General features: G+C 45.5%; 20 protein-coding genes, 1 tRNA gene and 1 pseudogene. 7 read left to right on the forward strand and 15 right to left on the reverse strand.

The window, feature by feature from the left end; all coding sequences use genetic code 11:
* Positions 1 to 306: 306 nt before the first annotated feature.
* The 3 genes from JGK36_RS31910 to JGK36_RS31920 all read right to left on the reverse strand — a co-directional run bounded on the left by JGK36_RS31910 (position 307) and on the right by JGK36_RS31920 (position 2,927).
* A complete protein-coding gene (locus tag JGK36_RS31910; protein ID WP_293181630.1) occupies positions 307 to 1,638 on the reverse strand; it encodes a four-carbon acid sugar kinase family protein in 1,332 nt (443 codons plus the stop codon).
* A gap of 425 nt (positions 1,639 to 2,063) precedes the next feature.
* Entirely contained in the window at positions 2,064 to 2,210 is a 147-nt protein-coding gene (locus tag JGK36_RS31915) for a hypothetical protein (protein WP_293181632.1), read from the reverse strand.
* A 57-nt stretch (positions 2,211 to 2,267) separates the two neighbouring features.
* Complete coding sequence (locus JGK36_RS31920; protein ID WP_293199160.1) at positions 2,268 to 2,927, reverse strand: hypothetical protein; 660 nt, start codon at positions 2,925 to 2,927, stop codon at positions 2,268 to 2,270.
* A gap of 95 nt (positions 2,928 to 3,022) precedes the next feature.
* On the opposite strand from JGK36_RS31920, the gene JGK36_RS31925 reads away from it, so the two are divergent.
* Positions 3,023 to 4,192: a cysteine desulfurase family protein gene (locus tag JGK36_RS31925; protein WP_293181636.1), complete on the forward strand. Its 1,170-nt coding sequence runs from the start codon at positions 3,023 to 3,025 to the stop codon at positions 4,190 to 4,192.
* 209 nt (positions 4,193 to 4,401) lie between these two features.
* Here the strand turns inward: JGK36_RS31925 and JGK36_RS31930 are convergent, their stop codons facing one another.
* Both JGK36_RS31930 and JGK36_RS31935 read right to left on the reverse strand, forming a co-directional pair.
* Positions 4,402 to 5,406 (reverse strand): glycosyltransferase family 2 protein, encoded by a 1,005-nt coding sequence (locus JGK36_RS31930; protein ID WP_293181638.1) that lies wholly within the window; start codon positions 5,404 to 5,406, stop codon positions 4,402 to 4,404.
* A gap of 129 nt (positions 5,407 to 5,535) precedes the next feature.
* Entirely contained in the window at positions 5,536 to 6,291 is a 756-nt protein-coding gene (locus JGK36_RS31935; protein ID WP_293181640.1) for a C40 family peptidase, read from the reverse strand.
* 102 nt (positions 6,292 to 6,393) lie between these two features.
* Between JGK36_RS31935 and JGK36_RS31940 the strand changes: the two genes are divergently transcribed.
* Positions 6,394 to 7,332 (forward strand): serine hydrolase, encoded by a 939-nt coding sequence (locus JGK36_RS31940; RefSeq protein WP_293190207.1) that lies wholly within the window; start codon positions 6,394 to 6,396, stop codon positions 7,330 to 7,332.
* Positions 7,333 to 7,968: 636 nt separating this feature from the next.
* Here the strand turns inward: JGK36_RS31940 and JGK36_RS31945 are convergent.
* The 4 genes from JGK36_RS31945 to alr form a co-directional block, all read right to left on the reverse strand.
* Positions 7,969 to 8,057, reverse strand: a tRNA-Ser gene (locus JGK36_RS31945).
* Between the two features lie 131 nt (positions 8,058 to 8,188).
* Positions 8,189 to 9,316 carry a patatin-like phospholipase family protein gene (locus tag JGK36_RS31950; protein WP_293181642.1) on the reverse strand — a complete coding sequence of 376 codons (1,128 nt, stop codon included), beginning with the start codon at positions 9,314 to 9,316 and terminating at the stop codon, positions 8,189 to 8,191.
* Positions 9,317 to 9,475: 159 nt separating this feature from the next.
* A complete protein-coding gene (locus JGK36_RS31955) occupies positions 9,476 to 10,324 on the reverse strand; it encodes a mechanosensitive ion channel family protein (RefSeq protein WP_293193701.1) in 849 nt (282 codons plus the stop codon).
* A gap of 225 nt (positions 10,325 to 10,549) precedes the next feature.
* The gene (gene alr / locus JGK36_RS31960; RefSeq protein ID WP_293181646.1) at positions 10,550 to 11,752 is read right to left on the reverse strand and encodes an alanine racemase; all 1,203 of its coding nucleotides are present in this window, start codon (positions 11,750 to 11,752) and stop codon (positions 10,550 to 10,552) included.
* A 246-nt stretch (positions 11,753 to 11,998) separates the two neighbouring features.
* Here alr and JGK36_RS31965 point away from each other — a divergent pair, with 246 nt between their 5' ends.
* Complete coding sequence (locus JGK36_RS31965; RefSeq protein WP_293181648.1) at positions 11,999 to 13,591, forward strand: peptidoglycan-binding protein; 1,593 nt, start codon at positions 11,999 to 12,001, stop codon at positions 13,589 to 13,591.
* Between the two features lie 386 nt (positions 13,592 to 13,977).
* Here JGK36_RS31965 and JGK36_RS31970 read toward each other — a convergent pair whose 3' ends face one another.
* From JGK36_RS31970 to JGK36_RS31990, 6 genes and pseudogenes are all read right to left on the reverse strand, one after another.
* Positions 13,978 to 14,994, reverse strand: a complete 1,017-nt coding sequence (locus JGK36_RS31970; protein WP_293181650.1) for an S-layer homology domain-containing protein — start codon at positions 14,992 to 14,994, stop codon at positions 13,978 to 13,980.
* Between the two features lie 92 nt (positions 14,995 to 15,086).
* Positions 15,087 to 15,146, reverse strand: a pseudogene (locus JGK36_RS34055) (DUF3370 family protein); the annotation flags it as partial.
* 225 nt (positions 15,147 to 15,371) lie between these two features.
* The gene (locus JGK36_RS31975) at positions 15,372 to 16,262 is read right to left on the reverse strand and encodes a hypothetical protein (protein WP_293199162.1); all 891 of its coding nucleotides are present in this window, start codon (positions 16,260 to 16,262) and stop codon (positions 15,372 to 15,374) included.
* 96 nt (positions 16,263 to 16,358) lie between these two features.
* Positions 16,359 to 16,964, reverse strand: coding sequence for a DUF1517 domain-containing protein (locus JGK36_RS31980; protein ID WP_293199165.1), 606 nt, complete (start codon positions 16,962 to 16,964; stop codon positions 16,359 to 16,361).
* A gap of 27 nt (positions 16,965 to 16,991) precedes the next feature.
* Positions 16,992 to 17,189 (reverse strand): hypothetical protein, encoded by a 198-nt coding sequence (locus tag JGK36_RS31985; protein ID WP_293181656.1) that lies wholly within the window; start codon positions 17,187 to 17,189, stop codon positions 16,992 to 16,994.
* A 96-nt stretch (positions 17,190 to 17,285) separates the two neighbouring features.
* Positions 17,286 to 17,777, reverse strand: a complete 492-nt coding sequence (locus JGK36_RS31990; RefSeq protein ID WP_293199168.1) for a hypothetical protein — start codon at positions 17,775 to 17,777, stop codon at positions 17,286 to 17,288.
* Positions 17,778 to 18,249: 472 nt separating this feature from the next.
* Between JGK36_RS31990 and rfbB the strand changes: the two genes are divergently transcribed.
* The 4 genes from rfbB (at position 18,250) to JGK36_RS32010 (ending at position 21,977) form a co-directional block, all read left to right on the forward strand.
* Positions 18,250 to 19,356, forward strand: a complete 1,107-nt coding sequence (gene rfbB / locus JGK36_RS31995) for a dTDP-glucose 4,6-dehydratase (RefSeq protein WP_293181660.1) — start codon at positions 18,250 to 18,252, stop codon at positions 19,354 to 19,356.
* Positions 19,357 to 19,611: 255 nt separating this feature from the next.
* The gene (gene crtA, locus JGK36_RS32000; RefSeq protein WP_293199171.1) at positions 19,612 to 20,454 is read left to right on the forward strand and encodes a cyanoexosortase A; all 843 of its coding nucleotides are present in this window, start codon (positions 19,612 to 19,614) and stop codon (positions 20,452 to 20,454) included.
* Positions 20,455 to 20,462: 8 nt separating this feature from the next.
* A complete protein-coding gene (locus JGK36_RS32005) occupies positions 20,463 to 21,131 on the forward strand; it encodes a cyanoexosortase A system-associated protein (protein ID WP_293193709.1) in 669 nt (222 codons plus the stop codon).
* A gap of 168 nt (positions 21,132 to 21,299) precedes the next feature.
* Positions 21,300 to 21,977 (forward strand): HpsJ family protein, encoded by a 678-nt coding sequence (locus JGK36_RS32010; RefSeq protein WP_293181666.1) that lies wholly within the window; start codon positions 21,300 to 21,302, stop codon positions 21,975 to 21,977.
* Positions 21,978 to 22,266: the final 289 nt, after the last annotated feature.

The following is a 22,266-nucleotide window of genomic DNA, read 5'->3' on the forward strand; positions in this document are numbered from 1 at the left end:
ATATTTGCCCTCATGGCAACGTTCTGAAACTTTACCAAAATGGGATATCACGATTATCCCATTTTGACTGGTATTTTATTTGTCCGCGAGTCCCTAACTGGTTCCCAGGCTGTGCCTGGGAACCTATCTCACTCTTGCTCTGCCTCGGCACAGGATTAAGGAGGCTCTTCCTCCGGAACTGTGTTACCAGGCACAGCCTAGAAACGAGTAGACAACGAAATATTTCAACTGTTTTAGGGTTAGGTTGATATCAATGTGTGTTCCCTGAATAGAACTCAATTCATCTTCGTTAAGCCAGCGATTCAACTAGCTAGAATGCTTGCTGAGTCGCTTGTAAGCCGTAGCCAAAGCATTACTGTCACCGACATTTCCAGGAAACAAAACGACTGGTAAATCGGGAAATAGAGGATGATCTGGCTCGGTTTTTACAACAGAACAACCTGGAATAATTTGACCGATTTGCCTGATACTTTTCAGCGACAAACCTGTACTCAACACATCATTAGAAGTAATCCCGCCCTTGCTAATTAAAAAACCGATGTCAGCAGGCAGTCCCCGCACGACATCCATCAACAAAGCAGAAACAGCAGCACCAAATTTTAACCGGACTTCAGCATTTTCAAATTCTAGTTCCTGGCGGCTGGTATAAATTACAGGCGTTTTGCTATCTGCATGAGCAGTGCGAACTTTTTCGAGGATTTCATTGAGGATTTGAGCGCGAGACTCTGGCGAATCTTCTACTAAATGAGATACATCTACTTCAATGCTAGCTGTATTGGGTTCTTCTAACAAGCGTTCCAATTGATCGGTCGTTTTCTTGACGTGGGAACCAACTATTACTGCACCAGGTTTGCCGTCTTTCACGTATTCTGCCATTTCGTCGGCTGCTATTGGCTGCGGGCCGAGGTCAGCTAAGGATGTTAAGATACTCGCTCCACTGCGGAATAAAAACTTTTTGCCTTGACTAACTACATCAAGAATGTGTTTGGCAAATGTGTTTAAATCGCCTTGGCTTTCGCCGTCAACAACTGCACATTGGTTGTCTGTCATCTCCATCAATCTATCTAAACTTCCGTAGCGGATGTCTGCGAGTAAAATGCGATCGACTGTATCAGCGTGGATGCGACCTTGGGTTTTTTCTTCTACGTAGTCGGGCAGGTAACTGTGATGGTAGCCGAAGACTGAATCTTTAGCAAATTCGGTTTCGTGCACGGGGGTTTCGACACCGTTAACCATCAGGTAATGCACGCTGTTGCGGGTAATTCTGCCTCCTTCAAAAAAGGCGGGAATTAGAAAATGAGCGTCGAAGGGGCCGAGTTCTTCGGCGATTACATCGGTTTCGATCGGATAGTGACCGCGCAGGGTAGAATCGGAACGGCTAACGATTAGGAAGTCTTCGATTTCTTCGATCGCGATCGCCCTTTTGAGATTTTGGCACACTTCGCGGGTAACGGAGGCTGCTGTTTCGGGAGTTAGCGATCGAGTATTTGTCAGTATAAAAAAAATCGGGGACTTGTCCCGCAGTCCCAAACGCAGGGTTTCTTCGTCCCAACGTGTCAGCAGCAAGCAACTGTGCACGGTTTGAGAACCTGTGGGATCGTCATCGAGAACTATAATCTTTGGTTTGGTAGAAGACATACTGACCTGGTTGTTAACGTCACCTTTCCAAGATATCCTTACCTGTTACCTAACAGGTAAAAATTTACAATTATGATTTTTCTTAACAATTCTCATAAATCATAAATTTAAAAACGTGTTTGAGTTCGATCGCTTCACGGGTGCGCGTTGCTACCAAATAATACTATGCACCATGGGTGTCAACTTAAGTCTAAAACCAATTTAATGTGAAGTTGCACATATTTCGATCCCCCTAAATCCCCCTTAAGAAGGGGGACTTTGATCGGAATCTTGTCCCACCCCCTACTCCCCTTATCAAGGGGGGTGCCAGGGTGATCGGAATTCGGGAGCAGCCTCATAAAAAATTGGTATAAAACCTTTGTCTCTCTCGTTTATAGCAGAGTCCATATACCCCTCGCATCCCCATTCTTAAGGGGAACTTTAAGTTAAAAATACTCTTTTCCCGCCTTATTAAGGGAGGCGCCCGGGGTGTCGAGAGCCTTACTAATTGGCGGTGGCAGCGTTTTTTTACCAGAAATAATTGGTTGAAAGCCGGAACCCTTTGGCCTAGAAATTAAAATCAGACGATTCATTACTCCAATCCTCTTCCTTCTAGGTAGAGGTCGCTGTCAACTGTCAATTGTCAACTGTCAACTGTCAACTGAATTGGCAGCATTTCGATCTTGTAACTTTTTTATTTCTGCTTGAACTCCCACAGCTAGCTGCAAAGCTTCGTTGAGCAATCGCCCCGGCTGGCTCGATCGATCGCTAATTTGCAGGGCATTCAAAGTTTTTAAATTATTGGCAAACAGTTCTGAGTTAGTATCGACAAATTTTTTGTTTTCCCTGAGAATCCTCTCGGTTTTCAAAGCTCGAACTAAATCCTCTCTGATGAGCTGCAAGGCTTTAATAACTTTTGCGCGATCGCCTATTTTGACGTTCGGATTGCCAGCATCTTCGAGTCGGTCATTAATTTCGATCGCTTTGATTATACCATTATAGCGATCGACATCATCAAAAAGATGGATTAAATCTTGGTTCCGGCTGCACCAAATTTTCCAGGCATCTTCCAAGATCAAACCGGCGATCGCACCCAAGTGCAGGGCCAACCACAACAAATAAGCCCTAGGAAATATCAATACCAGCAGCCAACAGCTAATTAGAACCAAAACAATTAAACTGACTGTTTTTAAAGCTTCGCGGGCAAATTTAGTAGCAGTCGCAGGCCGGTATACGCGATCGGGCCCCGCGCCGCTGAGGTGCTTGAGCTCACCGACAGTAATTTCTAATCCCTGAATGTCAGGTCGCATAAATCTTCACAAATATTTGTTAAATATAAAGTTTTGTGGTAGAACAAAGGGCTCGTCTACAATAAACCTAACACCTTTTTAACCAAAACCAAACTATGTCCGCACGTCCTATCTACCTCGACAACCACGCCACAACCCCTGTAGACAAACGAGTAGTTGATGCGATGCTGCCGTATTTTACCGAACAATTCGGCAACGCAGCCAGCATCAACCACGTCTACGGCTGGGAAGCAGAAGCAGCGGTAAAACAGTCACGACAAATCATAGCAGAAGCGATCAATGCCTCTCCCGAAGAAATTGTTTTTACCAGCGGTGCAACGGAAGCAAATAATTTAGCGATTAAAGGCGTCGCTGAAGCCTATTTCAGTAAAGGAAAGCACATTATCACAGTACAAACTGAACATAATGCCATTCTTGATCCCTGTAAATATTTGGAAAAATTGGGGTTTAGCATTACGGTTTTACCTGTGAAAAGCGACGGACTAATTGATATTGGAGATTTGATTAAAGCGATTAAGGCCGAGACAATTTTAGTTTCTGTGATGACGGCTAATAACGAAATTGGTGTGATTCAGCCGATCGCCGAAATAGCAGCAATTTGTCGCGGAAATGACATTTTGTTTCACACGGATGCGGCGCAGGCGATCGGCAAAATCCCCCTCGACGTAGAGGAAATGAACATCGATCTGATGTCTTTGACGGCGCACAAAATCTACGGGCCAAAAGGCATCGGCGCCCTCTACGTGCGACGCAACAAGCCGAGAGTCCAACTAGCCCTACAAATGCACGGAGGAGGCCACGAACGGGGAATGCGATCGGGTACTCTCTACCCACCGCAAATAGTCGGATTTGCTAAAGCAGTAGAGTTAGCAATTTCGGAAATGGAGGTGGAAACAGCACGAGTTGTAAATTTGCGGCAGCATTTGTGGGAAAATTTGAGTGGATTGGGTGATGTTGTGATGAACGGTCACGCGACGAAGAGATTGCCGGGGAATCTTAATATTAGTGTAGGCGGTGTTGACGGTCAAGCACTGCTGTTGGGTTTGCAACCGGCGGCGGCGGTGTCTTCGGGTTCTGCTTGTACTTCGGCGAAAATATCTCCTTCTCATGTTTTAGCAGCGATCGGGCGATCGGACAAATTAGCCTACGCCTCAATTCGCTTTGGGATTGGTCGGTTCAATACTGCTGCTGAAATAGATGCAGTGTCTCAACACGCGATCGCAACTATTCAATCTCTCCGACAAGCTCAAAAAGTCATGAGTTAAATATAATACCTTGTCCGGGCGATCGACTACAATAAAATTGGTTTGTAGTGAGGACTTCAGTCCTTTGATTTTTGCGGACTAAAGTCCTCACTACAAACCTGTTGATTGCGGTTTGTAGTGAGGACTTCAGTCCTTTGATTTTTGCGTACTAAAGTCCTCACTACAAACCTGTTTACAGGACTAAATTTTATTCAATACAAATCAATGTCTTATTTAGAACCAAACACCTCACGGACTCTATAAATCGGTTTTCCCTGAGACTCGTGATAAGTCCGCATCATGACTTCCGCCAACAAACCAAAACAAAATAACTGCACGCCAGTCAACAACAACACCACAGCCAAAATCAGCAAAGGACGATTGCCAATAATTTGACCGAAACCCAATTTGAGGACTGTCAAATAAATCCCTAAAACCGTTCCCAATGCCATCGAACTCATTCCCAAAAGTCCAAAAACGTGCATCGGTCGAGTCAGGAACTTCTTCATAAAAGAAATAGTCAACAAATCCATCAATACTCGAAAAGTCCGCCAAATCCCGTACTTGCTTTGACCGAAACGGCGCGCGTGATGTCGCACCGGAATCTCTGCAATTCTCGCGCCTTCAATAAACGCCAAAGCCGGCAAAAATCTGTGCAACTCCCCGTAGAGATTTAAGTCTGCAACTAACTCAGATTTATAAGCTTTCAAAGAACAACCGTAGTCGTGCAAAGTTACGCCCGTAACGCGACCAATTAACCAGTTAGCAATTTTAGAAGGAATCAGGCGGCTGATAGTATTGTCTTGCCTATTTTTGCGCCAACCGCTAACTAAATCGTAGCCTTCATTTAACTTGTCCAGCAACATCGGAATATCAGCAGGGTCATTTTGCAAATCGCCGTCTAGGGTAACAATAGCACGGCCTGTCGCGCGATCGAAGCCAGCGGACATGGCAGCAGTTTGCCCGTAATTGCGGCGCAAAAGCACAGCACAAAGGTCATCGCGACTACCGGCTAGCTGCTTGAGAAGGTCAGCAGAATTGTCCGACGAACCGTCATCTACACAGATAATTTGATAGCTAAGTCCAGATGGTTGAATCGCAGAGGCGATCGCCTCAATCAGATGAGGCAAACTTTCCACCTCATTATACACTGGCACCACGACCGAAACGTCGATCGCCACCTCAGTTGCAGCCTGCTGTTCAGCCAATTTTTCCAAAAATAATGCAGCGTCCATTGTTTTGTTAGATAACATCAGTTGTCATTAGTCATTAGTCAGCAGTCAGCAGTCATTAGTCATTAGTCAGCAGTCAACTGTCATTAGTCAGCAGTCAACTGTCAACTGTCAACTGTCAACTGTCAACTACTAACTAGGTTGATAACTTGCCACAACTTTACCATATCCGCGCAATTGCTGGTAATAAGCCCGACTGACTGCATCCCCATCATCCGACAAAACATCGATACCAATACCATCGCGACCTTGAGTTTTTCCCGAACTGTGAATGTAGCGATTTTCTCCGATATACAATCCTACATGAGTGGCTTTTTCCGGCGTACCAAAAAATACTAAATCTCCCGGATCTACATCGCTAACACTAATAATAGATGTAGTAAAAGCTTCTTGCTGGTAAGCATCCCTCGGCAACCAGATTCCCGCAGCCACAAAAGCAGCTTGCATCAATCCCGAACAATCATAATTTGGCCCGACTGTACCGCCCCAAAGGTAATAATTGGATTGGTGCATCGCCTCGCGAGTAAAAGTAATTGCGATCGACAATTTATCCCTAATTTGGGCTTCAGAAAGCACCAGAGGATGATACACTGTTTCTGTGACTTCGAGCAACTCAATATCTCGAAGATCCAGCCATCCCGGATAATCGTCTTCGCACAGCCGCACCATCACAGCCGTTGTATCCCCCTGCACAAGGGAATCTATGCCATCTCTCCCCCCCTTGTAGCGGTGCCCCCGTGCCCGCCCTGGCTGGGGGGGGTCAAAAAAAAGCAAATGTCGCCCCTGCGCCGCTTGAGTCGCCAATCGATCGCACTTTGGGGAATCGTAAATATTTATGTGCGATCGCGCCCGATACTCCACACCATCAGATAATTGATAATTGACCATTGCTAATTGCTAATTATTTGCTATTAATTGTTCGCACTTAACGATTTATTGCCATTAGCCAACCGCCAACCGCCGTTAATCGTCAGCAGTCAACCATTAACCATGACATTTTTCCACAAAGACGAACAATTAGAAACCCTCGGCAGTAGCATTATAGATGCAGTCCAGGCAGAATTTACTGGATTGAAGGGCGATCGTACAGCAGTAACCTGGATAGTCTACGATCCGCCAGTGCGAGTCAACACAGGTGGCGCCCTAAGTCCACAAGAATTTTGGAAATATCAACCGCGAGGTTTTAGCGCCAGGGCTTCCGAACGAATTTATCCCGCCAGCATCGTCAAACTATTCTACCTTGTTGCCATCTGGGAATGGACACAAAAAGGCATGATTCAAACATCGCCAGAATTAGAACGCGCCGTCCGAGATATGATTGTTGACTCCAGCAACGACGCCACCAGCTTAGTAGTAGACGCCCTCACCGGCACCACCAGCGGCCCCGAATTATCACCAGGCCCCTTTGAAACTTGGAAACAGCAGCGAAACCTCATCAACCGTTACTTTCAATCATTAGATTGGCCGGAATTACAAAACATTAACGCCAATCAAAAAACCTGGTGCGACGGCCCCTACGGTCGCGAGCGAGCATTTCTGGGAGAATTAATGGAAAATAGGAATATGCTGACTACAAATGCAGCGGCGCGTTTGCTGCATACTATCATCGGTGGCGTAGCTGTTTCTGCACAAGCGTCGCAAGATATGATGGGTTTGATGAAACGCAGTTTAGAACCAGCAGCATTAGAAGCAGATCCCGAAAATCAAGTTACAGGTTTTTTAGGTGGCGGATTGCCAGAAAATACAAAATTGTGGTCAAAAGCGGGGTTGACAAGTCAAGTTCGTCATGATGCTGCTTATATTGAAATACCTGGTTTGCGGCCGTATTTGTTAGTTGTCTTTACCGAGGGGAAAGAGAATAGCAAGAATGAAGAGATTTTGCCTTTTATCTCGCGGCAATTTGTCCAAGCAATGAAGGCACTTGATTAAATTTAGTAGCTGATGGTTGCTGCTAAATAGATTCAAATACAGTATGGATTCGGGCAGAGAAATGGTAATTTTGTTTTCGTTAGTTTAAGGTAATTTCCCCCTTGGGCTAAGGTACGTAGTTGCGCTTCAGCGCTCTTTCCTAATCTTATAAATAGCGCTGAGCATTACTTAATCAGGGTTAGGAAAATGGATAACTTGAAAATTCAGCTATAGCGGATCTAGCTCTCATATGAGGTATGTTGTTGGGCTTCAGCCCTCTTAGTCTAAGCGGTTATCGAGCTGTCAGTTATACCTCATCTTTTTGAAAAAGGCTATATATTCACTGACTGGTTTGTTTTATTTTTTCACATTGAGTCGTTCCTATCGTTGCAGCAGCAATGCCGGAGCGCTTAAGCGCAACTACGTACCTTTTTTATCTGTCCTTTATGCTTTAGATTAGCAATTCCGGAGCGCTCAAGCGCAACTACGTACCTTTTTTGTCTGTCCTTTATGCTTTAGATTAGCAATTCCGGAGAGCGCAACTACGTACCTTTTTTGTCTGTCCTTTATGCTTTAGATTAGCAATTCCGGAGCGCTCAAGCGCAACTACGTACCTTTTTTGACTTTGAGTCGTTGCTAGGTAAGGAAGTTTTAGAACGGAGAGGGAGGGATTTGAACCCTCGAAGGATGTTAACACCCTTAACAGATTAGCAATCTGCCGCTTTCGACCACTCAGCCACCTCTCCAAGATGACAGTAACTTACTATAGCACACACATCCTATTCTTGCCAAGCCCTATTTTTAAAATTCCTCAAACCCTTAATCTGTATACGTTTTGTCGAAGGAGGAAGGGATATTTCCCCATTCTCCCCCTCTCCTATTCCCCAAAGCCCCTGGCCTTCAAGTGCTTTTCCCAGCTAAAATTGGAACTCAAAAAGAATCTCTTAGTAGACACATACCCCAATCGATATAGTTTAGCCTTGCGATCGCCATCAAGGTGAAAATCCGTCGTCGTTACCCCAGCTTCAGTCACATCAATATTAATAACTCGCCCTTTATCCATTTCCCGCTGGTGATAGCGGTCTCTTGCTTTCATCATCGTTCGGAACATCGCCGCCAGCATCGACAGCGGAGTGTTAATTTTAACTTGATTCTCAATGCCAGTATCGACCAATCGAAACCCAAAGGTAAACCAGCGGGGCATAGTGGGAGTCGAACCGACAGATTGTTTGTCATAAATCCACAGCGGGAAATTGCTCAGAATTCCGCCATCGACAATTAAGTCGTTGCCCAGTTTTCCCGGCTCAAAAAATAGCGGAATACTCATCGACAGCCGCACCGCTTCAGCTACGCTAAAGTCTTCGGGATTTTGGAGCCGCAACTGCTGGTACAAAGGATCGGAATCGGCAGAGTCTTGCCGCCGCAAGTCATCGGGAAGCACCAACATTTCACCGCGAGTTAGGTTGGATATTACTACTTTTAATTCCCGCTCTTTTACCAGTTGTTTGACATCGGCAAAAGTGTGCAAGTGACCTTTACCAAGTGTTGCTTCCAACCACTGCCGGAAAGGTTGTGCAGAATATTCTCCCATCTGGCGGCTAATTGTGAGGAAAAGTAGCGTCCAAGCTGGGGATTGCAAGTCGTCGGCGGGGTCGCCATTTAAAATTAGAGGACTGTTTTTTTGAGTTAAAAATAGGCTATAATCGAGCTGTCCTAACAACTCCTCCAAGTCGTCCATTGACAAGTCTGTTGCCAATACTGCCGCAGTAATTGCACCCGCAGAAGTACCGGCCAATTTTCGCCAGCGGATGCCCAAATCGTGGCAGCATCTGAGTGCGCCTAAAAATGCAAGTCCGCGCACGCCGCCGCCTTCAAAAATGGCGTCGGCATAGATTTGTTTTTTTTCGTCGGGAGGCGGAAATTTTTTGAGAATTGTTTCTTTCTCGGTGGCGGACATCCTGACACCGGGTTCTTGCAAAATTTGCTGGGGAGACCAATTACTCATTTTAGATTTGGGATTTTTAGATTTGGGATTTGGGATTTTTGATTAATACAGGAGATGCCAGCTTAATCAGCTATATATCAGAAACCTGGAAGTGCCAGCACGGGGGCAGTGCTCTACGAAAATCGTTTTTTTGTACTGCGTTTGTTTGAAAAGTGTTATTTATTGTTGTTGATTTTTGTGGGCATTCATGGCTTCTTTGACGTGTTCTTGAATTTGCGATCGCACTTGTTCGTAGGCCACCGACGCGCACCAGGGTCGCAGGGATAGAATAGTTGTATCAGGAGAGATCTCGATTACCAAACAAGTTGGGGGCGGATTTTCCAACACCAGCGGGTGAGAATGGGCAATTTCTAGTAACTCGGCCATCATCGGACGAATCGGCCGATCGCCAATATCAATTTTTAAGTCTACCCGCCTCGTACCCATCGCTGTGGTATTTTTCAGTGTACCGTTAAATAAATTATTATTCGGAACAATAATTTTTATGCGATCGTCCGTCACGACGGTTGTTGAAAAAATCCCGATGCTATCGACAACTCCCTTCACATCCGTAGCTTCGATCGCATCTCCGACCTCAAAAGGCCGTAAACTAATCAACATTACCCCAGCAGCAAAGTGCGATAGAGTATTTTGCCACGCCAAACCAATCGCCAAACCCGCCGCACCCACTACCGCCACCACGCTAGTAGTTTGAATTCCCAACTGACTCAAAGCCGCGACTGCGCCGACAATCAAAATCGCAATTTCGGCAGCTTGAACTAAGAATTTCCGCAGCGTGGGCTCGGTGCGGCCCAGAGCTCGACGAGTCACGTTACTCGCAAACCCGATCGCAAATCGCGTAATTAACAAAATGCCGATCGCCCACAGCACTTGAGGTACAATCTGAAACCCCAATTCTACGAATTTTTTGGAGAATTCTTGAGCTACTTGCATCGCCTGTATTCTCTCTGCATCTAGCTGCGCGGTGAAGGTTTGAGATATTAGTTTTACTGTGCGGAGCGTTGTCATATTAGTAATTGGTAATTGGTAATTGGTAATTGGTAATTGGTATAACTTATAATATAGTCCCGATCGCCATTGGGAGCATCTCAGTTGTGATGTTTTGATTTTATAGTGCTGTCCCCGCTCGCGATCTATACTCGCGAGCGGGGACAGCACTGTAAAGAAATTGCTTTTTTGCATTCATTGAGATGCTCCCTCGCCATCAACCTCTGCGATCGGTATTCCCGCTAGTTAACAGTTTACTGTAACGCGGGGCAATCGGTGTTTAAAACCGCACAAAATTTCCCAGGAAATAGTCCCTAAGATTTCTGCCCAATCGTCAGCAGTAATTTTATTTTCTCCATCATTCCCCAACAACGTCACCACTTCACCGACTTCTAAATCGGGAATATCGGTCACATCCAGCATTAATTGATCCATCGTCACGGCCCCGACTTGCGGCACAAATTTACCCCTAACTAAAACCTGCATTTTAGTAGAAAGATTGCGCGGAATCCCGTCTGCATAACCGATACCAACTACGGCAATCTGTGTCTCGCGCCCAGCAATAAATTTATAGCCATAACTGACGCCGGTGCCTGCTGCAATTGTTTTCACCTGCGTTACTCGGGCTTTGACCTGCATTGCGGGCTGCAAAGAAGCGATCGCCTGCAAGTGAGGAGCAGGATAAAGACCGTAGGTAGCCAAACCCGCTCGTACTAAATCGTAGTGCAAATCGGGGTCTGTGAGGGCGGCAGCAGAGTTTGCCAAGTGCAGGTGACAGGGGTTAATTCCTGCTGCTTGGATTTGGGCGATCGCCTTTTTGAACCGTTGCTGTTGCTCTCTCATCACGGCGCGATCGGGACTGTCGGCTGTCGCCAAGTGAGAGTAAATGCTGGCTAATTTTAAATTTGGCAAACCATTGACTAATTGCACAAATTCTGTTGCGTCTTGCCAAGAAGTACCCAAGCGAGACATTCCCGTATCTAACTTAGCGTGAACGGGCAAAGATTGGTTGAGACTGACGAGAACTTCCGAAAAAATTAGGGCTTGTTTGGCAGTACAAATAGTGGGTTGCAAGTGCCATTGGGCGATCGCCTTTACCTGTGCCGGTGTATTGGTTGCCCCCAACAGCAAAATCGGTGCTTCTATCCCAGCTTCCCGCAATTCTATGCCTTCGGGAATTGTCGCCACTCCCAGCCAACTAGCGCCTGCTTGCAATGCAGTTTGACTAACTGCGATCGCACCGTGTCCGTAAGCATCCGCTTTCACAACTGCCATCAGTTCTGTGTTGGGAGATAATAGATGCTTAAGCTGTTTTACATTGTGAGTTAAAGCTGCTAAATCTATTTCTACCCAAGCCCGCTGGCAAAGTCCGCCGTCACCGTCCCACAGCACCGTCTGGCGGGATTTTTGGGTTGTCGATCCTGCGGCCGTTTGTTCCTCACTCAACATTGTCGATCGCTCCTACTTGCTGGCACCATTAAAAACTGCTGGGAGATTGCACCCTCGGTGTAATTATAATTAAATTTTCGTTTTAATCAATGTGTTATACCGGTTAACAAAAATCCTGCAACACTAGACCAGAGCCAAACCGTTATATCATCAGTGATTGCCAAATCTCAAATCCAAAATCTCAAATCTAAAATCTAAAATGGTATTAGCTGGTGTATCATAGCATCAAAAATACCCGTAAAAACTATGGACGGATTGGCTTACCTGCATTTAGCTGAAACTTGGGAAACGCCCCCAACTCAAACTCGATCGCCCAACTCCAAAACGCACCTAAATTTAGCTGCAACTCCTTTACTCTTCTTTACAATCTCTCTCGCAATTTTAAATTTAGTCTATCCCGCCCTCGCCATCAGAATGACAAAAGGCGATTCAGGCCCGGAAGTTGTCGAAATACAGAAAACTCTGCAAGCATCAGGACATTTTGGCGGTAGGGCTACAGGATTTTACGGTTCCGTAACCCAGGCTGCGGTGAAAAAGTTCCAAGCAGACAACAAGCTGAAAGTTGACGGAATAATCGGCCCTCAAACCTTGTCAGCCCTCAAAGGCAAGTCGCCAGCCGCCAGCGCTGACAAGGAATCTGCGGAAAAAACAGCGTCAAAAGTCGATCGACCTTCGCCATCTCCTACCCCCACAGAAAACAGCAACCAACTCGAAGATCCAACTAAAAATCAGCCCAAACAGCCTCTTTTTGAAGAACCATTTTTACCACCATTTAAAACAGAAACTGCTGCGCCAACCTCCGACAAAAAAGAAAATGAATTACCCGGCAAAAGGCTTGCAAACACCGAAGGAAAAATGACTTTGAAAAAAACTATTTACGGCAAAATATCGCCGAAATCAATAGTTTATTCGGGAGACGGTTTATTTTTTGCTCAAAACATGATGTACAGCCACAGCATCACCGTTTACAATAGGAAATTTAAATTAGTCAAGACTATTTCCGATACAGTAAACTTGTCAAAATTTGGCTTTTCTAAATTCAAAGGCAATTACAAAGGTTCTCCCGTAGAAGCCGCCTTTTCAACAGATGGTAAATATGGCTATGTATCGAACTATCAAATGTACGGTTCTGGGTTTGACAATCCCGGGAGCGATAGGTGTTCTCCATCAGCCAAACACGACCAAAGTTTCCTGTACCGCATCAACACCCAAACGTTGAAAATAGAAAAGATAATTCCTGTAGGTGCGGTTCCGAAATTTAATGCTGTTTCGCCTGACAATCGCTTCGTACTCGCGAGCAATTGGTGTACTTGGGATTTGAGCGTAGTTGATATCAATAAAAATCGCGAAGTCGAGCGGGTAAAACTGGGTGCATATCCTCGGGGTATTGTGGTTACTCCCGATTCAAAAAATGCCTATATTGCCGTCATGGGTTCTTCCGATATTGCGAAAGTAAATCTCCTAGACTTTTCGGTAGAATGGTTGAGAAATATTGGTAATGCGCCGCGTCATTTGACGATAGATCCCAATGGCAAGTATATGTATGCCACTTTGAACGGTGAAGGGAATGTGGCAAAGATCGATTTGGCAACTGGTGAAGTGATAGATAAGGTTTCGACTGGAAATGCACCTCGCAGCATGACGATTTCTGGTGACGGCAAACTGATTTATGTGGTTAACTATTCATCGAATACTGTTAGCAAAGTGAGGACTAGCGACCTGAAAGTGCTGCAAACAGTTAATGTTAATTCAAGTCCGATCGGGATTACTTACGATCCGGAAACTAATCAGGTTTGGGTGGCTTGTTATTCTGGCAGCATTATGGTGTTCCAAGATTAATCTACCAGGTTCTTAGTGAGGACTTCAGTCCGCAGAAAAATCTGGAAAAAGGACTTGCATTCCCTACTACAAACCAGGTTCGTAGTGAGGACTTCAGTCCGCAGGAAATCGGGAGCATATCATTCTGGTAAAAAGCATTTTTTCTTTGAATGCGAGCTTAAGAGCTCGCGTATTGTACAATACGCGAGCGGGGACAGCACTACAAATGCAAAACTGAGATGCTCCCGGAAAATCTGGAAAAAGGACTTGCATTCCCTACTACAAACCAGTTTCGTAGTGAGGACTTCAGTCCTCGGGAAAGACAAAAAAAAGGACTGAAGTCCTTACTACAAACAATAACGATTAAATCCGATTCTGGGGCGTTGGTTCGACTGCACCCAAAAATCTTATTTCGATGGCTTTACAGGCTTCATAACATAGTCAGAAGGCTTAACAGGAACCTTACCTTGTTTCGCCATCGCTTCGTAAATCATGGCTGCTACTTCCGCACGAGTTGCTATTTTATTAGGCTGCAAAAGAGTGGGTTTCGGATTGTTGACAACAATGCCAGCTTCCGTGGCTGCTGCTACTTTGTTGACTGCCCATTTCGGCACTTTTTTCCTGTCTGTATAAACTTGTAATGTTCTGCTGGCTTTCGCTGACGGTTTCAGGTTTAAACCGCTAGCTAAAGCTGCGATGACTTCCACGCGCGGGACTTCTTTATCGGGACGGAAGGCATTGTCTGGGTATCCTTTAAGATATCCAGTTTTGACGCTGTGGTCGATCGCCCCAGCGATCGGACTGTTATTCTTCACGTCTTTAAAATTAATCGGTTTGCGGCGCGGTTCTTTGTCCGACATTCCCTGAATTAAGCGCGCTAGTTCCGATCGCGTAATCGGTTCGTCTGGCCGAAACTTGTTGTCCGTGAAATCAGCAAAAAATTGCCGATCGGCTAAAGCTACAATGAATGGACGCGCCCAATATTTGTCAGGAACATCGGAGAATTTAACGGGCCCGGCTTTTGGTTTAGCCGCTTTCGGTTTGGTAATGACTGGAGGGACAGCCTCGCGCTCACTTGGCGTTTCGGGAACAACAACCGTCCCCATAGGAGGAACTACTGGAAAAAGTGGCCCTACAGGTGCCACAGGGACGACATCAGGTTGCGAGGGAAGGATCGTTCTAGCGGGCGATCGCACTTCGGGAATCGCCTCCGGTGGCGTTAATATTGTAGAGTTCCCAGGCTCAGCAGCAGGTTGAGAAAAAACGGCTGGAAATTGCCAACTTCTGGCATTCAATCGATCGGGATTTCTGCCTGTTACCCAAAAGAAAATTGCTCCCATCGTGCCGAAAGCAACGACTATCGCAATTAATTCATCAAATCCTAAAGGTTTTCTTTTCCCTGACGGGGGTTGTGAAGAAGACATACTTGTCACCTACATATCAATAAAGCAATTAAATCACATATTTTTTGAGTCTGCCAGAGGCAGAGATCGCTCCCATCAACTATTCCAAACAACTATTCCAAAGTTTTCACCGTCAACACCTGCGGTGGCGTAGCATCGGGAGGATAGATAAAAGTTGGCTACAAGCTAAACTAAAATTTGGCTACAGTCTCAATCTAAGTTATTCATATTTCTGGACGCAACTATCACAATAGTTAAAGATTTTTTAGGTATGTAGTTGCGCTTGGGCGCTCTTTCCGAGATTTAAAGAGCGCCCAAGCGCAACTACATACCTTTTTTAAGGTGCAGGAATGATTCAGCAATTGTGCGATCGCCACGGATGTTTGCAATCTCTTTGATCAGCGCCTTCTGCCGCTTCCGAAAGAACGATTTCGACTCGGTTGGCGAGAACTCCTGCCGCTACCAAAACTAGGACTGCGCCTGTTTTGATTTTGACCGGGCTGCGATCGCCTCAAATTGCTGCCGCCGTAACCCGAACCGGTCGATCGATTGGCCCCAGGCGCTGCTGGGCGTCTTGCTGGTACGTTCGATGAGGGCGATCGCAAGCGGCCGGTCGTCCTTAAAACTTCACGGTTTCTCACCGCAGCAGGCGGGGCTTGGTAGCGAGTTTGATATTGGTTAACAGCTTGGCCGTAAGTGTTGCCATACCCGCCATATCCTGTCATAATCCCCGGCTGATACAGAGGCGGCATATAATATCGCGGTGTAAATAACAAACTGCCGATCGCCTGACCGGCGATCGCCCCAGCAAACGGCGCCCAGAAGCCTGATTGTTGTCTCACTACCACTGTTTGTGGCTGATTGGTTTGAGGGTTATTGACAGTTTCAGTCACGTTGTGAACGTACTCAATTTTAAAATCTTCTGTCAAATGCAAGCTCGCTTTATTGTTATCCAGACTTAGATAACTTTTCTTCCCTGCCGATATTTCTTCCTCCGTTAATCGAGCCATTTGCAAATCGGTAGTGCGGTAAACTGGGGTACTGCCGGGGGGAGTATTTAGCAACATCAAACTGTATTCGCCATCCGAATCGTCGTAGGTAGCTTGCTGTACGGGATATTGACCTTGAGCCAAGTTATTGTTTGGTGCAGGACGCACCGTGTTTACATTCCTATTTGCAGCAGGATTTGCAGGAGCATTTACAGGAGTTTCTGGCGTAGGAGAACCGCAGGCAGTTGCCGTCCACAAGAAAGTTAAAGTCATTAAATAAATTGTCAGTTTTCGCAGCATAAATAATATTTGGTAATTGGTAATTGGGCATGGGCATGGATTATTATAATAACCAACAAATAACCACTGACTAATAACTAATGACTAATGACTTCCTTAAAGGGGAATGAGTTCGGGGAAATTTACCAAAACTTGGTCGTTAGTAAGTTCGTCTCCCAACTGCGCGGGAGAAAAGTGAACTTGCACAGCTCGCAGCCTTTCTTGGTAATGTAAATTAATCAGTGCTTTTAAACCAATTTTTAGCGCGCTGATGTCAGCGAGGTCAGTTTCGAGAGCAGGAACTTCGCCTTCATAAGCGACTGTGAGCATCACCACAACATTTCTCGTTACCGGCAAAGATAAGGGAGAATTTTTATCGTAAACAGAGTCGTTATATTGAGGTTCGCTGAGATAGCGATCGGCTGAATCAGTGAAAATTTCATCCACATAATCGCCAGCTTCGCCTTCATCCCAAAAAACATCGCCTTCATTAGCGGCGGCTTGCCAGTAGTTATCGTACTGTAACAGGTGATTGCAAATTTCTACAAGACCTTCTCCTAAAATTGCTAAGTCACCATCGCCATCAATTCCTTCTCTGGCGGTGCGGTTGAGAACTCCTAACAGCGGTGCAACTTCTTCGCCTGTTAGCTGAACGAACACGCGGCAAACTGCCAGTCTAGTTTTACCTGTAAATTGATTGAATCGATCGCGCCAAGCATTCATAAAAACCTATAGTTGTCATCTGTAGGGCTATATTTTAAACCGTAGCAGGCGATTGGAACTTTTGCCGTCTACCCTCAGATTGATCTGAAGAGTATTTTTAGCGATCGCCAAAGGTAGCGTGCTGTCTTGCTTTGAGTCATCTAAATTTATAGCATTTTTGAATCCGACGATCGAATTGCGCGCTCTCGATCGATCTGCGATCGGAAAGCTGTGTTTCGATCGCAATCAAAGCAAATTGTAGCCGTCGATAATTTAAAATCAAAAAACCTCCAATCTGGCAAAATTGGAGGCTTGCTGAGCGAATACTTTGGCTGGAGATAACTACTTGACGATCGCACTTTCGACTGGTTCGATCGCACTTTCCGAACTCACCTCGGCAACTTGCGCTACGGGCAAATCCAGCTCGCCGCCCGGAGCTTCCGGGTGTTCGCGAACGCCTGCAACCGCATCTGCTGGCTCAGCTACACCTGTATCTGCGATCGGATCTAGCGACTCTTCAAAAACTTCAAAATTATCGCTCATCGCATCGCAAGCAGCAGAGGCGCGCTGACCGGCGCGGTAGCTCATGTAGGCCGCACCTCCACCCAAAATCCCAGCCAAGCCTAGGAAACCGAGAGCTACTGTTTTGTTGGATTTCCACGGATTCATTCGATCCGAGCCGCCGGAACCCACGATTGTTGGCCCAGAACCAGATTGAGCAGCCCCAGATTTTTTGTAGGAACAGGGGAAAGCAGATGCAGGGTCACCTATGGCGATGCTGCTCGCGATCGCAACGGTGGAAGCAATGCCAGCTAACACTTGAAACTTCTTCATGGTGCTCTGGAGATTGTAAAGGATAATTAAAAAATAAATGGTAACAGCTCTTTACAAATCTATCAACAGGCGATCGCCACCAAAATCACAGATCGATCGCAACTGCCAACATCTCCCCATCGCCATTGAAATTTAAAGTTGCCAGGTAAAAAAGCTGAAACCACTGTTTAGCAAGCGTTTTGACAAACAAACCGTTATAAATTAAAGTCAACCGAGTCAATATTGCGATCGCGCCCAAATTAGAAAATCTGAAGTGATATCGTTTCCGGTTGCATCGGAATTATTAACGGAAATTAGGAGACGGCAGTGCCGTGTCCCTACGATTAATCACGGTAGGGACACGGCACTGCCGTCAACCGGAAATGATATGAGACCATAGAAATTTTAATCACAGGGCGACCCACACTTGATGAAAAACTACTTTTAAGGCTACTTTTGAAAAGGCTTAGTTATTGGAAAAACTTTTATTTTTATGACAAACAGCGGGAATCAAGGCATGGAGCGAGATCCTCATCGATTGTTGGTGACGGGCGGGGCTGGATTTATCGGCTCGAATTTTGTGCATCACTGGTGCAGCAGCTATCCGGGCTCGCGAGTAGTCGTGCTCGACGCTTTAACCTACGCCGGCAACAGACAAACCCTGGCAAGTTTGGAAGGAGGAGAAAATTTTCGGTTTGTGCAGGGAGATATTTGCGATCGTACCCTAGTCGATACCTTGCTGAAAGAAGAAAACATCAACACAGTCGCTCACTTTGCCGCAGAATCTCACGTTGACCGATCGATTATCGGGCCTGGCGCCTTCGTTCAAACCAACGTAGTCGGCACCTTCACACTCTTAGAAGCCTTCCGCAAGCATTGGGAAGCAATTGATGATTCGTCTGTGAAATCACAAATGCGCTTCCTCCACGTTTCTACCGACGAAGTTTACGGCAGTCTCGGCCCCGACGACCCAGCATTTACCGAAACAACCGCCTACTCCCCCAACAGTCCCTACTCAGCCTCCAAAGCTGGCAGCGACCACCTCGCCCGCGCCTATTTCCACACCTACGGGCTGCCGACAATTATCACCAACTGTTCCAACAATTACGGCCCCTATCACTTCCCCGAAAAGCTGATTCCATTAATGTGCATCAATATGCTATTGGGCAAACCGCTGCCAGTATACGGCGACGGTCAAAACGTGCGAGATTGGCTGTTCGTGCTCGACCACTGCCGCGCCTTAGATGCCGTTATCAACCGCGGCCAGCCCGGAGAAACCTACAATGTTGGTGGCAATAACGAGGTAAAAAATCTCGATTTAGTCAAAATGCTCTGCCAACTAATGGACGAATTAGCTGCTGATTTGCCCGCGCGTCCTTGCGAACAACTGATCTCATTTGTCAAAGATCGAGCTGGGCACGATCGGCGTTATGCTATTGATGCCAACAAAATTAAAACAGAGTTAGGTTGGACTCCCTCAGTCACAGTTGAAGAAGGTTTGCGGCAGACCGTGGAATGGTACTTAGCCCATCGCGAGTGGTGGGAACCCCTGCTTTCCGAGGAATATCAAACTTACTACAGCAAGATATACGCTAATTAGTTATTGGTTATTCGTTATTGGTTATTCGTTATTAGTTATTAAAACCAGTAATTAACACCTAATACTTAACAACTAACAAATAACGACCAACAATGACTTTTGCATTTATCACATACATTGACAATTGTCAATGTATGTGAAGATTTAGTTAAACTTCATCCATAGCCCATAAAACCAACTGTTTGTAGCTGATAATTTCAAAAGAGCGATCGAATTAAGCATTTTAAAAGTTTTTAGTAAAAACAGAAAGCAGCAATGACCGAAATCAACTGGCTAAAACACATCCAAGAACCGAAATACTGGCTGTTAGGCATCGCCTCCGGTTTGATTGCCGTGCAACTGACTCTGACTTCCAGAACCAACGACACAGACCTATTTGGCACAATGTTACTGTTTTGGGGAGTTGTAGCATTTCTCATTTGGGAAAGGCACGAATCCTTAACCTTTGAAAGTGGAATTTTCGCCAGTTTCTTTGGGGCATCGTTAATTGCTTTCATCTTGCTCAAAAGTTCTTCGATATTTGGATACGACTTTTTTATCAGGGCTTCGCCTTTCTTGACAGGAATAAGTCTGGCCTTGCTAGCTTCCGGCACAAAAGGACTGAAACAATATTCGCAGGAACTGCTAATTCTTGCCTATACAGCTATTCCTCCCGGATTAATCGGAGTATTTGTTGATGTAGCTCTATACACAGCAAAAGTTTCAACTTTTATCCTGCACTATATAGGATTTGAAGTTCAACGCAAAGGAGTTTTTCTCATCCTAGAAAAGGGCAGCGTCGAAGTATATCACGGCTGTTCGGGGGTGAATGCAATTCTACAATTGTTAGGACTAGCCCTGGTTTTCTTGCTGATGTTTCCGACAACTGTGGGGCAGAAAATTCTAGTGCCGATCGTTGCAGTCCTGATTGCATTTGTAGTTAATGCCGCCCGAGTTTCTCTCATGGCAGTGCTAGTATCGTTATCTCAACCCGAAGCATTTAAATACTGGCACGAAGGAAATGGTTCGGTAGTCTTTTCGATGATTGCTGTATTAATTTTCGGGTTATTCTGCTGGTTTGCCATCTTAAAAAACGAACCACAAAATCAGGAGCAATAAAATTAATAATGGCTATTACCTATTGGAAACCAGTTAGGATTTCTCTTTTGGCTGTTACTCTTGCAGGGGTTTTATTAGTCGCAGGCAAATTGACATTCTATCCCTCGAAAGGCAATAATTCTGCAACCCAGTTTGACTTTCCCTCTACGGTGCCTCTAGCAGAGTGGAAACTACAAAACAGCGCGCCGCTGAAAATTAGCGATACTTCAGAAGTCAAGGCTGCCAGAAAGTATGAATATCAAAAAAGTAACATTGCTCTAGAAATAGAGATGCGCTATGTGGTAGGCACCATCGGGGATGTGGAAAGTATGATGAAGGGACATACTATTCTGAAGTCGTCTCCTGGTAAACTAACATTAGCAAACACTCAAGGCGCGGGGTTTCACGGAATTTTGCAACAGCAAAATCGATTGTATTTGAGTTCGTGTATCAATCCTCGCGGCAGTGCTACAGTCACTGCCGAACAGTTTAGATACAATCGCAACACTCGCGATTGGCAGCCAAACCGGGTTTTGTTTTGGCTGTTGGGTAGGGGAAATATTCAAGACCGGCGATGTTTGTGGACTCAGATGTCTGTGCCTTTGGATAAAACAACTCCAGAAAATGCCCAAAAAGTGTTAGAAAATGCTTGGGTTTCTTGGTATGGGTGGTGGCAGCCGCGATTTCCCGAACCTTAAGTCAGTCGATTTTAGATTTTAGATTTTAGATTTACAATAGCAGATGAATCTAGGAACTCTAACTTTGGTCTAAAATGTGGAGACTCGACTACTTCAATCTGTAGCTTGTATCCGTTTTTTAGCGGATCGAGAGAGATTGTTTTTGTTAACAACAACTGTGATGATGTTATGAATGACGTACAAGGCGAGCAAGGTTTTTCTATCTACAGGTTGCGTTGGATTGGCTACGGTCTATTAATTCTATCTTTATTAGATACGATCGCAGTTTTGATACCAGCAAATTTTGGCAATCGCGTCTGGGAATTGCAGACAATTGGCGCTGTAGTGGAACGGGTGCCAGTTCCTCTATTGGCAATGGCGCTGATATTTTTTGGCGAAGGATATGACCGCAGAAGTTTGGAAAACATTCTTTTGAAAGTTTTGTCTTGGGTTTGTCTGCTGCTGGCGGTGATTTTTCTGTTGATGATGCCCTTGGGAATTTTTGGCACTATCTATGTCAACAACCAAAACGACAAGCAAATTACTACTCAAGCCGACCAACAATTAGCTCAATTGCAGCAAGTAGAAGAACGGCTGAATAAGGGTACTCCTGAAGATTTAAAGACTTTGGCTGGGGAACTTAGCCGTTTGGGAGTGCAAGCGAATACGCAAAACCCGCAGGAATTGAAAAGCCAAATTCTTTCGAGAATTACTCCGGCTAAGGAACGCTTGCAGGCGCAAAGGGCCACGGTGCAGTCAAATCAGCGCATGGGGTTATTTAAAAATGCTGTTAAGTGGCTGCTGGGCGCGTTGATTTCTAGCGTCTTGTTTTTCACGATATGGCGCGGTACTGACTGGGCTAGGTAGCAAGTATTGGTCTCAACTTAAGTCTGAAACGATTGAATCATCTCGCTTTTATCCGAGTCCACATTCCCCTCGCATCCCCCTTCTGAAGCAGGGTAGTTTTATTGTCCCAGACGCGAGCCACTCTTTGACCCTGCTAAATCCCGTTTAAGAAGGGGGACTTTGCTCGGATACTTGTCCCCACCTTTTTTAAGGGGGCTAGAAACTGTAACTTGATTCTTGGACAAATCTACCCATTGTTGCTCAATTGTGGGTAGCTTTTTCACTCGCAAGTTCTGCTAAGGTTGGAATA

The sequence above is a fragment of the Microcoleus sp. PH2017_35_SFW_U_B genome, from assembly GCF_020737865.1.
Taxonomy (GTDB): domain Bacteria; phylum Cyanobacteriota; class Cyanobacteriia; order Cyanobacteriales; family Microcoleaceae; genus Microcoleus.